The organism is Nocardia caishijiensis NBRC 108228 (genome assembly GCF_001612825.1).
GTDB lineage: Bacteria > Actinomycetota > Actinomycetes > Mycobacteriales > Mycobacteriaceae > Nocardia > Nocardia caishijiensis.
In genome coordinates, this window is the sequence record NZ_BDBE01000047.1 from 35,790 (window position 1) to 47,642 (window position 11,853).

Consider the following 11,853-nt stretch of genomic DNA (forward strand, 5'->3'; position numbering starts at 1 on the left):
GTTATTCGGGAACCTCGAGCACGCCCTCATCGATCGCCCACTTGATCGACTTCTCCAGCGACGGGCACGATTCCGGCCTCCCTGGCCGAACGCCCCCGGCGCTGAGTTCGGCGAAGACCGGGCAGCGGGTCTCGGGCCGCTCGGTCCACTGCACCGAAGTCTGGTGCGCGCTGTACTTGCGCACCAGCACCTCGGTGCGGCAGGTCTGACACCGAAGTGGTGTCAGACCTTCGTCGAGATAGCGCTGCTGGTCGAGGGCGGTCTGGGCGCGCACCGCCGCCCGGCGGGCGGGCTGATCGGCGAAGTCCGGTGCCTTGGCCCAGCTGGCGGCCATGTCACACGCCCGCTTCCTCGGCCTTGCGCCGCAGGTTCTCGGCGACCTCGGCCTCCCACGCCTCGTTCGCCTTGGTCGTGTCGACCTCGAACTCGAAACGCTGGGTCATCTTCTCGGTGACCTCCGCGGCGTCGACATAGAACTGGTCGTACCAGCGACGCAGCTGATAGACCGGCCCGTCCTCTTCGCACAGCAGCGGATTCTCGACCTTGGACTTGTGCTTCCAGATCTCGACGTCCTGCAGGAAGCCGTCGCCGAAGAAGGTGGTCATCGTCTGTGCCAGCTTGGTTGCGGTCGCGTCGTCGATGCCCTTGGGCTTCTCGACGGTCAGACCCCACTGCAGCACGAACGAGTCCTGGCTCACCGGGTAGTGGCAGTTGATCAGCACGACCTTCATCTCGTACCCGCTGTAGATGTTGATCAGCGGATTGATCATGTAGGACGGGCCGAAGTACGACGCCTCCGACTTGAGCAGCGTCTCCCCGCCGTGCTTTGCCGCCATGCCGACATCCGGGCGGCCCTTGGTCTCCAGGAACTGGGTCGCCACATGCCCTTCGAAGACGTTCTTGAAGTACGTCGGGAAGGCGTAGTGGATGTAGAAGAAGTGCGCCATGTCGACGACGTTGTCGATGATCTCGCGGCAGTTGGCGCCCTCGATCAGCAGCGAGTTCCAGGTCCAGTCGGTCCAGCCGCTGTCGTGGGTCTCGCTCGGCTTGCCGTCGGCGTCGGTGTACACGCCCTCGATGTGCGGGATCGTGACCTCGGGCGGCGGTTCGTTGCCCTCGTGGTCGTGCCAGACGAACAGCTGACCGTTGCGTTCCAGCGTCGTCCACTTGCGGGTGCGCGCCAGCGGCGGCACGCGCCGGGCGTAGGGAATCGCGGTGCACTTGCCGCTCGCTCCCCAGCGCCAGTCGTGGAACGGGCAGGCGATGTCGTCGCCCTTCACCGACCCCATGCTCAGGTCGCCGCCCATATGCCTGCAGTAGGCGTCGAGCACCCGCAGCTGGTCGGACGTATCTGCCCAGATCACGAGTTTGGTTCCGAAGATCTCGACCGCGTGCGGTTTGCCGTCGCGGAACGTCTTCGCGAGACCGACGCAGTGCCAGCCGCGCGCGAACCTGGTCGGCGTGGTACCGACATCGAGTTCTCTCACCTTGGGGTTGACTGCCATCCCGAACCCTCCTTCTTCACTAGAACACGTTACAAAATACGGCTGCTTCACGCCAGCTGTCCGCGTTATTCCCTTCTCGACAGGAATGGGAACCTGTTCTAATCTCAGAGACGAACGAGAACACGTTGTCGATTCCGACAGGGCAGGAACGGGCTGGCGAAATGACGCAAGAAGTGACCGAACGGGTCGAGGCGCTGCTGCCGACGCTGCGCGAACGCGCGCAGGAGGCCGAGGACCTGCGCCGCATACCCGACGAATCCATGAAGGCACTGCAGGAGACCGGGTTCTTCCGGCTGTTGCAGCCCAAGCAGTGGGGCGGGCATGCCGCCGACCCGGTGGTCTTCTACGACTCCGTGCGCCGCATCGCCAGTGCCTGCGGGTCGACGGGCTGGGTGGCGGGCATCATCGGCGTGCACAACTGGCACCTCGCACTGTTCGACCAGGCCGCACAGGAAGAGGTGTGGGGTGAGGACACCGACGTGCGGATCTCCTCGTCGTACGCCCCCATGGGCGTGGGCCAGGCGGTCGACGGCGGGTACATCGTGCGCGGGTCGTGGGCGTGGTCATCGGGCTCCGATCACGCGACCTGGGCAGTGCTCGGCGGACCCGTCATCAAGAACGGCAAGCCGGTCGACTTCGGCAGCTTCCTGATTCCGCGCTCCGAGTACCGCATCGACGACGTTTGGAATGTGGTCGGCCTGCGCGGCACCGGTTCCAATACCGTTGTGGTGGAGGACGTCTTCGTGCCGACGCACCGCTTCCTCAGCTTCCGCGCGATGAGCGAGGGCCGCTCGCCCGGTCTCGCGCAGAATCCCGATCCGGTGTACAAGATGCCGTGGGGCACAATCCATCCCACCACCATCTCCACCCCGATCGTCGGCATGGGCTACGGCGCCTACGAGGCGCACGTCGAGCATCAGGGCAAGCGTGTGCGCGCGGCCTACGCGGGTGAGAACGCCAAGGACGACCCGTTCGCCAAGGTGCGTGTCGCCGAGGCCGCCAGCGATATCGATGCCGCCTGGCGGCAGCTCTCGGGCAATGTGGCCGAGGAGTACGCGCTGTTGGTCGCGGGCGAGGAAGTGCCGTTCGACCTGCGCGTGCGGGCCAGGCGCGACCAGGTGCGCGCCACCGGCCGGGTGATCGCCTCGATCGACAAGCTCTTCGAATCCTCCGGCGCCACCGCGCTGGCCAACGGCACTCCGCTGCAGCGCTTCTGGCGTGACGCGCATGCCGGACGAGTACACGCGGCCAACGATCCCGAGCGCGCCTACGTCATGTACGGCACGCACGAGTTCGGGCTGCCCGTCACCGACGCCATGGTGTAGCCGATGACCCAGACCGCTGAGATCACCTACGCATCGACCTCACGCTTCGCGCAGGTCACCCCATCTTTGAAGCTGCACTATCACGAAGCGGGCGTCGGCAACGGTCCGACTATCGTGCTGTTGCACGGTGGCGGACCCGGCGCCTCGGCGTGGTCGAACTTCGCCCGCAACATTCCGGTGCTGGCCGAGAACTTCCATGTGATCGCCCTGGACCAGCCGGGTTTCGGCAAGTCCGACAAGCCGGTGGATCATCCGCAGTACTTCGTGCACGCGTCCACCGCGTTGCTCGCGCTGCTCGATCATCTCGAGATCACCGATCGTGTTCACCTGCTGGGCAATTCGCTCGGCGGCGGCACCTCGGTGCGCTTCGCGCTCGACAACCCCACGCGCGCGGGCAAACTCGTGCTGATGGGTCCGGGCGGGTTGAGCACCAACCTGTTCGCGCCCGACCCGACCGAGGGCGTGAAGCTGCTCTCGGCGTTCAGCTACCAGCCCACCAGGGAGAACCTCGAGAAGTTCCTGCGGATCATGGTCTTCGACCAGTCGCTGGTCACCGAGGAGCTCATCGACGAACGCTTCGCCCAGGCGAGCACCCCCGAATCGCTGGCGGCCATGCGCGCGATGGGCAAGTCCTTCGCGAGCGCCGACTTCGAGAAGGGCATGCTCTGGCGCGACGCCTACAAGCTGCGTCAGCCGGTGCTGTTGATCTGGGGTCGGGAGGACCGGGTGAACCCGCTCGACGGCGCGCTCGTAGCAACCAAGGTGATTCCCCGGGTGCAACTGCACGTGTTCGGCGGTTGCGGCCACTGGGCGCAGCTGGAGAAGTTCGACGAGTTCAACCGGCTCACAGTCGATTTCCTCGGGAGCAAGTGATGAGTATTCGCGCACTCGGCTACATGCGCATCGAGGCCACCGACATGGCGGCCTGGCGCGAGTACGGCCTCAAGGTGCTCGGCATGATGGAGGGCACCGGGCTGAACCCCGACGCCCTCTACCTGCGCATGGACGATTTCGCCGCGCGACTGGTGATCGTCCCCGGCGAACAGGACCGACTGCTGGTCTCGGGCTGGGAGGTCACCGACGCGCGTGGCCTGCAGCAGCTTCGGGAAACCTTGGACAAGGCCGGGGTGGACTACACCGAGGGCACCAAGGAAGAGCTGGGCGAGCGCCGCGTCGAGGGCATGATCCGGTTCCAGGACCCGTCCGGGAACACCCTCGAGGCGTTCTACGGCGCGCAGTACCTGGGTCGCCGTTTCGTGAGCCCCTACGGCCACAAGTTCGTCACCGCCGAACAGGGCCTCGGCCACGTGGTGCTGACCTGCACCGACGATGCCGCCGCACAGGCGTTCTACCAGGACGTGCTCGGTTTCCGGCTGCGCGACTCCATGCGGCTGCCACCGCAGATGGTCGGCCGCCCCGCCGACGGTGATCCGGCCTGGCTGCGTTTCTACGGCTGCAACCCGCGCCACCACGCGCTGGCGTTCCTGCCGTTGCCGAACCCCACCGGCATCGTGCACCTGATGGTCGAAGTGGAGAACTCCGACGACGTCGGCCTCTGCCTGGACCGCGCCCTGCGCAAGAAGGTGAAGATGTCGGCCACCCTCGGACGGCACATCAACGACAAGATGCTGTCGTTCTACATGAAGACGCCCGGCGGCTTCGACATCGAATTCGGTTGCGAGGGGCTGGAAGTCGACGACGACAACTGGACGGCCCGCGAATCGACCGCGGTCAGTCTATGGGGTCACGACTTCACCGTCGGATTCAAGCAGCAATAGGGAATGGCGGCGAGGGACATGACCGAACAGACACCGGCGATCGACGGCCGACAATTCCGTAACGTGCTCGGACAGTTCTGCACCGGCATCACCGTGATCACCGCGCTCGACCCCGACGGCGCGCCGATCGGGTTCGCCTGTCAGTCCTTCGCCGCGCTTTCCCTCGATCCGCCGCTCGTGCTGTTCTGCCCCACCAAGGGGTCGCGCTCGTGGGCGGCGATCGAGGCGGCGGGCAAGTTCTGTGTGAACGTGCTCGCCGAGGAACAGCAGCCGACGTGTGCCCGCTTCGGCTCTCGCGAACCGGACAAGTTCGCCGGAGTCCCTTGGCACACTTCGGATCTGGGTGTGCCTGTGCTCGACGGTTCACTGGCGACCATCGAATGCACTGTCGACTCTGTGGTCGACGGTGGTGATCACTACATCGTCATCGGGCGGGTTCAGGCGCTGACGGAGGCGGAGTCGACGACCAACGGCCGTCCGCTGCTGTTCTACCGTGGGCAGTACACCGGCATCGAACCGGACAAGACCACCCCCGCCCCCTGGCGCGCCGACCTGGACCACTTCCTCACCACCACCAGCCTCGACACCTGGTTGTAAGTGGCGCCGGTGCTCGAGTGAGCACGTATTGCCGACGTGTACCAAAGGTGACGCCCGGTTGTGGGCTCAGCCGCGATCAGGGCGGTCACCAGGGCGGACGCGACAAAGCCTCGTCGTTGGCTTCGGGCACAGCCCGGCTTGTCGATGTGACAAGTCATCGTGGCCGGGTCGGGCGTGCCGACGCAGTGCGTCGCGAAAGCAGCGCAGAACCGATCCGGGGCCCAGGCTCCGATCGAACGCGGGCTCAGCGTGCCGCGATGAGGGCTGTCAGCAGGGCGGACGACAGCGCCGCGGCGTTGCTGTCGGGGGTGGCCCAGCTTCGGGTGGTGATCGTCATCGCCGCGGGGTCCGGTGCGCCGAGGCAGTGGGAGGCGAAGGCGGCGAAGAACTGGTCCGGGTCGAGCAGTGTTTCGGGTGCGTGGACTCCTGGACGTGGGTTCGCGGCCAGCAGCAGTGCGCCGACAGCCAACGGGACGCCGGTGTTGTCGGCCATCGACAGGCCGGGGACCTGACTCAGCGCAGTGGCGACCCTGGCGGGCGAGCCGTCTCGTTCCCCCTCGGCGATGGCGAACAGCGGTGGCAGTCCACCGGCCGCGACGAGGGTTGCCGGGTCGGCCGGGAGCAGGCGTTCGAGGCGGGCGGCCAGGACCGCCGCGCGATCGACGGTCAGCAGGCGGCGGTTCATCGCCGTGCGCAGTGCCAGCAGCGCGGCCGAGGTCGGACGATCGGCGACGACCACCGAGGTCGCGTTCCGGACGCCCGGGAAAGCCAGGGGCAGGGTGATCGCCTCCGGGTGACCGAAGCTGCGGCCCGCACCGGTACCGAGTCCCGGGTATTCGAGCCGAAACCGTTCCAGCGCAGGCCGTTCGACGCGTGCGCCTGCCCTGGTCACCGGGATGTTCCCGCTGATCTGGCGCATGCCGTGCACGACGGCGGCGGTCGCCGAGGCGCTTTGCTCGGTGTGGGCCGAGTGGATGTTCCAGCCCGTCACGAGGGAGTCGACCCGGTCGAGCTCGGCGCCCGCCCGGACGGCGAGCAGGTTCGCGACACCCGGACTCGCGCCCATGCCGAGCAGCGCCGTCACCCCCGCCGCTTTCGCCTCGGCGTCGAGTTCGAGCATGTCGGCCGTGGGCTGTGGGTCGTCGCAGATATCGATGTAGTCGCAACCCGCCGCGATGGCGGCGGCCAGGATCGGTGGGCCGAAGCGGAAGTACGGGCCGACAGTGTTCACCACGAGGTCCGCCTCGCGCAGTGCCGCGGCGAGTAGCGGACCGTCGGTGACGTCGAGCGCTCGTGCTTCGGCACCGAGTTCCCTCGCGACCTTGCGCGCTGCCCGTTCGTCGCGATCGGCGATCGTCAACGCGGTGACCCTGTCATCGCCGCGCAGGACGCGCGCCGCGACGCGCCCCATTTCCCCTGCCCCACCCAGTGCCAGAACTCGCATCACTGCCTCCCCTTCGAATATATTGACCGCCATGACAGTAAATAAAATCGGCCGCCCCAGCAAGGCCCCCGAGCGGATCGCGCAGATCCTGCGGGCGGCGCGCTCGGTGGTAGCCGCCGACGGGTTCGCGAATACGACGCTGTCACGGGTCGCGACGGCGGCAGGCGTGCAACGCACCCTGGTGCTGCACTACTTCGGCAGCCGCGACGGTCTCATGCAGGCATTCGTCACCGACGCCGTCGCCGAGTACGGCGACAACCTGCTTCGCCTCGGCGCCGACGCGCCCGTCGAGGAACGGGTGGCGCGCATGTTCGAGCCCGGCGCCTACGCCGATCGCGACGATCTGGTGGTGTGGTGCGAACTGGTCGCCCTCGCCGCTCGGGAACCTGTTGTGCGGCAACGTCTCACGGATCTCTGGACGAACCGCTGGTTGCCCGGCCTCGAACGACAACTCGGTGCCGCCTACCCGGCCGCATCACCGGATCGGGTGGCCACCACCGCGTACGCCCTGGCCTGCCTGTTCGAGGCGCACTGGGCATTCCACCTCCAAGGTGTGAACGAGCCCGACCGCACCGAGCAGGCCAAACAGAGCGCCCACACTCTGCTGTCCGCGCTCGGCGCCGCGTAGGGCCGCCACAATGGTCGTAAAACCGCTCATTCGGTGAGCACTTTGGCGAGCAGGATGGTTCTCATGAACGCGAGCATCGAATTCATCACCTGCGGTGACGCCGCCGAATGGGAAGCGTGGCTGGCCGCGAACCACGCCTCGGCGGACGAGGTGTGGTTGCGGATCGCGAAGAAGGGCGCACCGGAGCCGTCGGTGACGATCACCGAGACGCTCGACGGCGCACTCTGCTACGGCTGGATCGACAGCCACCGGCGTTCCCTCGACGCGCATCACTACCTGCAGCGGTATTCGCCGCGGCGGGCGCGGAGCCCGTGGTCGCAGGTCAATGTCGCCAAGGCCGAGGCGCTGATCGCGGCCGGACGGATGCGGCTCGCCGGTTACGCGGCGATCGAGGAGGCCGTCGCCGACGGGCGCTGGGCGGGGGCCTACGAACGGCAGAGCACCGCCGAGACCCCTGCGGAGCTGGTCGCCGCGCTTGGCGAATCATCGGGTGCGACAGCGGCTTACGCATCGCTGAGTCGTTCGGATCGGTATCGACTGTTCCTCCCGATCCTCGAGGCAACGACGCCGGAAGAGCGGACGAACCGGGTCGCCCAGGCTCTTACCGCACTCCGACCGTGAACCGTTCCAGAGCGAGCAACCGCGCGTCGAGTTCGGCCGAAGCAGGGTGCTCTCGCGGTGTCGCACCGGAGCAGAAGCCGCTGTGGTGTCGGCGGATTCGTCGCGGCGACGAAGCCATGCGTCAGCTCAGTGGTCTTTCACCAGGATGGCGCGGGTGTAGAGGAGCGAGAATCCCTGGCTTTGCGCGTTCTGCTGAGACTTCGATCCGGGCGCAGTAGTAACCGTAGCCAGCTCGCATCCCGCCCTGGCCGCATCCGCGAGACGCGTTGCGAGCAGGGCTGTTTGGACACCTCTCCTGCGGTGCGCTAGCAATGTGGCCGCGCCCGCGAGAGCCGCGATCCCGCCATCGATGCGCACGCTCGCCCCACCGGCCGCGACCCCGTCACGGTAGGCGAGGTAGCGACGTGTCTCGCCGACCGACGCCATATCGCGCATCACCGCCGCGATCGCCGCACGCGGAAATTCCTCGTGTACCGGGCCTTCGTCGGGATACGCGAAGCCGTCGACCACCACATCGAGCCAAGCGTCGAGGTCGTCCCCGGCGTCGAGCCGCACTTCGACTCCCTCCGGCACCGCCCACTCCCCACCGTCCAATCGCATCCCGAGCACGTTCTCGAACGACATCAGTCGATACCCGCGCCCGGTCAACCCTTCCGCGATCCCCGGCTCCGCCAACTGCGCCAACTCCACTTGCACCGGGCACCCCACCCGCGCATAAGCCTCCTCGACGGCCTCCCACTCCCCCACCGACGGCACCCCACCGAACCCGACCCCGACCACCTTGTTCAACGGTGACCCCGTCTCCGCGAAACACGCCGTCCCACCCCCGACACCCCGAACGAACCCACCACTGCCCCGCGCCATCGCCACCTCGGTGGCCGCCACGATCGCCGAAGCCTCCGCCTCTTCGATCCGCGCCGCCATATCCCCACCACAGAACAACGGCGATCCGTTTCTACTCATCCTCCACTTATATCCCCCGTGTCCAGCGAGTTTCCGCCGCCGAACCGAGATCACCACGCTCCGGTGGCGGCGACCTCTCGGCCGATGCCGCCACCGGAGCGTGGTGATCAGAGTGGATAGGGTCAGGAACGGGTGGTGGCTTCGCGTTGGAGTTCGAGGGCGATGTCGATGAGTTGGTCTTCCTGGCCGCCGACGAGTTTGCGCTTGCCCGCGCGGACGAGCATTTCGGCGGCGGAGACGCCGTAGCGTTCGGCTTGGCGTTCGGCGTGGCGGAGGAAGCTGGAGTAGACGCCCGCGTAGCCCATCATCAGGGCTTGACGGTCCAGGAGGCATTCGGTGGGCATGGCGGGGCGGACGACGTCTTCGGCGGCGTCGGTGACGGCGAAGAAGTCGACGCCGGTCTTGATGCCGAGTTTGTCGCAGACGCCGATGAACGCTTCGACGGGGAGGTTGCCAGCGCCTGCGCCGAATCGGCGTGCGCTGCCGTCGATCTGGGTCGCACCCGCGCGGACGGCGTAGACCGAGTTGGCGACAGCGAGGCCGAGGTTCTCGTGGCCGTGGAAGCCGACCTGGGCGTCGTCACCGAGTTCGGCCACCAACGCCGAGACGCGGTCGGAGACCTGTTCGAGCACGAGGGCACCGGCGGAGTCGACGACGTAGACGCACTGGCATCCGGCATCGGCCATGATCCGCGCCTGCTTCGCGAGCTTCTCCGGGGTGGTGGAGTGGGCCATCATCAGGAACCCGACGGTCTCGAGGCCGAGTTCACGCGCGAGTCCGAAATGTTGGATGGAGACATCGGCTTCGGTGCAGTGGGTCGCGATACGGCAGATCGAGGCGCCGTTGTCCTGCGAGATCTTGATGTCTTCCTTGACGCCGACACCGGGCAACATGAGAAAGGCGATCTTGGCCTGTTTCGCGGTTTCGGCCGCGGCCTTGATGAGCTCCTGCTCAGGGGTTTTGGAGAACCCGTAGTTGAACGAGGACCCGCCGAGCCCGTCACCGTGGGTGACCTCGATGACCGGCACACCGGAACCATCAAGGGCGGCAACGATATTTCGCACTTCGTCCACGGTGAACTGGTGGCGCTTGTGGTGTGACCCGTCACGCAGCGAGGTGTCGGTGACCCGGACATCGAGTTCGCCCGAGAAGGGCTTCAGGATTGTGCTCATTGCGGAAACTCCTTACACCCGAGCCGAGATGATCTGATCGGCCAGCACGTCACCGACGCGGGTCGCGGCGGCGGTCATGATGTCGAGGTTGCCCGCGTACGGGGGTAGGAAGTCGCCCGCGCCCTCGACCTCGACGAAGATCGACACCTTCGCCATGCCGCCGGACACCACCGACGGGTCGTCGAACTGGGGTTCGTTGAGCAACCGGTAGCCGGGCACGTACTCCTGGATGGACTTCTCCATCCGCAGGATGCTGTCGGCGATGGCGTCGCGGTCGGCGTCTTCGGGGATCGAGCAGAAGATGGTGTCGCGCATGATCATCGGCGGTTCGGCCGGGTTCATGATGATGATGGCCTTGCCCCGCTGTGCACCACCGATGGTTTCCACACCGCGACTCGTGGTCTTGGTGAACTCGTCGATATTGGCGCGGGTACCCGGCCCGGCCGACACCGAGGCCACCGACGCCACGATCTCGGCATAGGCAACGGGAACCACCCGCGAAACGGCCGCGACCATGGGAATGGTGGCCTGCCCACCACAGGTGATCATGTTGACGTTGGGCGCGTCCCGCAAGGAATCCAGGTTCACCGGCGGAATCACGGCCGGGCCGACAGCGGCGGGAGTCAGGTCGACGGCGCGGATGCCCGCGGCCTCGTACTTCGGTGCGTACGCGCGGTGCACGTAGGCGGAGGTGGCCTCGAACACCAGGTCCGGTTTGTCGTCAAGGGCGAGCAGCCAGTCCGCGCCCTCGGCGGAGGTTTCCAGGCCGAGCCCGCTGGCCCGCTTCAGCCCTTCGGAGTCCGGGTCGATGCCGATCATCCAGCGCGGCTCGATCTTGTCCGACCGCAACAGCTTGTAGAGCAGATCGGTGCTGATGTTGCCGGACCCCACGATCGCGGCGGTGACTTTGGTTGTCACGGAATACTCCTAGGTCAGCTGAAACGCAGACGGACAGAACCGAGTCCGGTGAATTCGGCGTGGAAGTCGTCACCGGGGCGGGCATCGATCGCGCGGGTGCAGGAGCCGGGCAGCACGATGTCACCGGCTTTGAGGCGCACTCCGAAGGTCGCGACCTTGCGTGCCAGCCAGGCCACCGCGATCACCGGGTCACCGAGCACCGCGTCGCTGCGGCCTTCGGCGACGACCTCACCGTTGCGGGTCAGGACCGCATCGATGGCGGTGATGTCGATATCGGCCGGGGCCACCCGCTGCTCACCGAGGACGAAACCGGCCGAGGACGCGTTGTCGGAGATGGTGTCGGCCAACCCGATCTTCCAATCGGTGATGCGTGAGTCGATCAGCTCGATCGCGGGGGCGTAGGCGACGGTCGCGGCCAGCACGTCGGCTTCGGTGCAGTCCTCGCCGGGCAGGTCTTGGCCGAGGACGAACCCGACCTCGACCTCGACACGGGGCAGCAAGTACTGCGACGTGTCCACGGGAACGTCCTCGAAGACTTCCATCTCGGCCAGCAGGTGACCGTAATCGGGTTCGTCGACACCCATCATCTGCTGCATCGCCTTCGACGACAGCCCGACCTTGTGCCCGACCACCTGGGCGCCATCGCGCAGCCTGCGCTGGATGTTGAGCAACTGGATCTCGTAGGCGTCGACCACGTCGATACCCGGATACCGGTCGACCAGCGGCGCCACGGCCACCCGATCGTGTTCGGCGCGCGCCAGTTCATCGGCGAGTTCACTCCGCTGCGCGTCGGACAGCACGGGTACCTCCTGGGAAAATCTGCTCGGCTGGACAGCCAAACTGTAACCGGTTTCGGAGCTGAGTATCTGCTCTTCTTCCAGACAACATAGCGCAACCGCACC

At 66.7% G+C, this 11,853-nt stretch carries 13 protein-coding genes; 6 read left to right on the forward strand and 7 right to left on the reverse strand.

Annotated elements, in window-relative coordinates:
* Position 1 precedes the first annotated feature (1 nt).
* Complete coding sequence (locus NC7_RS25200) at positions 2-334, reverse strand: hypothetical protein (RefSeq protein WP_067987428.1); 333 nt, start codon at positions 332-334, stop codon at positions 2-4.
* Position 335: 1 nt separating this feature from the next.
* On the reverse strand, positions 336-1,505 hold the full coding sequence (locus tag NC7_RS25205) for a 3-ketosteroid-9-alpha-monooxygenase, oxygenase component (RefSeq protein WP_067987431.1): 1,170 nt from the start codon (positions 1,503-1,505) through the stop codon (positions 336-338).
* Between the two features lie 161 nt (positions 1,506-1,666).
* On the opposite strand from NC7_RS25205, the gene hsaA reads away from it, so the two are divergent.
* The 4 genes from hsaA to hsaB are packed head-to-tail and all read left to right on the forward strand — an operon-like array spanning position 1,667 to position 5,205.
* Positions 1,667-2,830 (forward strand): 3-hydroxy-9,10-secoandrosta-1,3,5(10)-triene-9,17-dione monooxygenase oxygenase subunit, encoded by a 1,164-nt coding sequence (gene hsaA / locus NC7_RS25210; RefSeq protein WP_067987433.1) that lies wholly within the window; start codon positions 1,667-1,669, stop codon positions 2,828-2,830.
* Between the two features lie 3 nt (positions 2,831-2,833).
* The gene (hsaD, locus tag NC7_RS25215; RefSeq protein ID WP_067987436.1) at positions 2,834-3,703 is read left to right on the forward strand and encodes a 4,5:9,10-diseco-3-hydroxy-5,9,17-trioxoandrosta-1(10),2-diene-4-oate hydrolase; all 870 of its coding nucleotides are present in this window, start codon (positions 2,834-2,836) and stop codon (positions 3,701-3,703) included.
* Positions 3,700-4,608: an iron-dependent extradiol dioxygenase HsaC gene (hsaC, locus tag NC7_RS25220; RefSeq protein ID WP_157102172.1), complete on the forward strand. Its 909-nt coding sequence runs from the start codon at positions 3,700-3,702 to the stop codon at positions 4,606-4,608. Before hsaD ends, hsaC begins: the two co-directional genes overlap by 4 nt.
* Positions 4,609-4,626: 18 nt before the next feature.
* Positions 4,627-5,205 (forward strand): 3-hydroxy-9,10-secoandrosta-1,3,5(10)-triene-9,17-dione monooxygenase reductase subunit, encoded by a 579-nt coding sequence (hsaB, locus tag NC7_RS25225; RefSeq protein ID WP_157102173.1) that lies wholly within the window; start codon positions 4,627-4,629, stop codon positions 5,203-5,205.
* A 244-nt stretch (positions 5,206-5,449) separates the two neighbouring features.
* Here hsaB and NC7_RS25230 read toward each other — a convergent pair whose 3' ends face one another.
* On the reverse strand, positions 5,450-6,649 hold the full coding sequence (locus tag NC7_RS25230) for a saccharopine dehydrogenase family protein (RefSeq protein ID WP_067987441.1): 1,200 nt from the start codon (positions 6,647-6,649) through the stop codon (positions 5,450-5,452).
* 31 nt (positions 6,650-6,680) lie between these two features.
* Here NC7_RS25230 and NC7_RS25235 point away from each other — a divergent pair, with 31 nt between their 5' ends.
* Entirely contained in the window at positions 6,681-7,277 is a 597-nt protein-coding gene (locus NC7_RS25235) for a TetR/AcrR family transcriptional regulator (RefSeq protein WP_067987444.1), read from the forward strand.
* Between the two features lie 63 nt (positions 7,278-7,340).
* Entirely contained in the window at positions 7,341-7,898 is a 558-nt protein-coding gene (locus NC7_RS25240; protein ID WP_067987447.1) for a YdeI/OmpD-associated family protein, read from the forward strand.
* Between the two features lie 126 nt (positions 7,899-8,024).
* Here NC7_RS25240 and NC7_RS25245 read toward each other — a convergent pair whose 3' ends face one another.
* From NC7_RS25245 to NC7_RS25260, 4 genes are all read right to left on the reverse strand, one after another.
* Positions 8,025-8,861, reverse strand: coding sequence for a GNAT family N-acetyltransferase (locus NC7_RS25245; RefSeq protein ID WP_067987449.1), 837 nt, complete (start codon positions 8,859-8,861; stop codon positions 8,025-8,027).
* A gap of 122 nt (positions 8,862-8,983) precedes the next feature.
* Positions 8,984-10,033, reverse strand: coding sequence for a 4-hydroxy-2-oxovalerate aldolase (gene dmpG / locus NC7_RS25250; RefSeq protein ID WP_067987451.1), 1,050 nt, complete (start codon positions 10,031-10,033; stop codon positions 8,984-8,986).
* A gap of 12 nt (positions 10,034-10,045) precedes the next feature.
* Entirely contained in the window at positions 10,046-10,951 is a 906-nt protein-coding gene (locus NC7_RS25255; RefSeq protein ID WP_067987454.1) for an acetaldehyde dehydrogenase (acetylating), read from the reverse strand.
* 14 nt (positions 10,952-10,965) lie between these two features.
* Complete coding sequence (locus NC7_RS25260; RefSeq protein WP_067987457.1) at positions 10,966-11,751, reverse strand: 2-keto-4-pentenoate hydratase; 786 nt, start codon at positions 11,749-11,751, stop codon at positions 10,966-10,968.
* Positions 11,752-11,853: the final 102 nt, after the last annotated feature.

Excerpts from the sequence above, each read along its gene's own strand:
- NC7_RS25200 (WP_067987428.1), bottom strand. The coding sequence starts at position 334 with ATGGCCGCCAGCTGGGCCAAGGCACCGGACTTCGCCGATCAGCCCGCC.
- NC7_RS25205 (WP_067987431.1), bottom strand. The coding sequence starts at position 1,505 with ATGGCAGTCAACCCCAAGGTGAGAGAACTCGATGTCGGTACCACGCCG.
- hsaA (WP_067987433.1), top strand. The coding sequence starts at position 1,667 with ATGACGCAAGAAGTGACCGAACGGGTCGAGGCGCTGCTGCCGACGCTG.
- hsaD (WP_067987436.1), top strand. The coding sequence starts at position 2,834 with ATGACCCAGACCGCTGAGATCACCTACGCATCGACCTCACGCTTCGCG.
- hsaB (WP_157102173.1), top strand. The coding sequence starts at position 4,627 with ATGACCGAACAGACACCGGCGATCGACGGCCGACAATTCCGTAACGTG.
- NC7_RS25230 (WP_067987441.1), bottom strand. The coding sequence starts at position 6,649 with ATGCGAGTTCTGGCACTGGGTGGGGCAGGGGAAATGGGGCGCGTCGCG.
- NC7_RS25235 (WP_067987444.1), top strand. The coding sequence starts at position 6,681 with ATGACAGTAAATAAAATCGGCCGCCCCAGCAAGGCCCCCGAGCGGATC.
- NC7_RS25240 (WP_067987447.1), top strand. The coding sequence starts at position 7,341 with ATGAACGCGAGCATCGAATTCATCACCTGCGGTGACGCCGCCGAATGG.
- NC7_RS25245 (WP_067987449.1), bottom strand. The coding sequence starts at position 8,861 with ATGAGTAGAAACGGATCGCCGTTGTTCTGTGGTGGGGATATGGCGGCG.
- dmpG (WP_067987451.1), bottom strand. The coding sequence starts at position 10,033 with ATGAGCACAATCCTGAAGCCCTTCTCGGGCGAACTCGATGTCCGGGTC.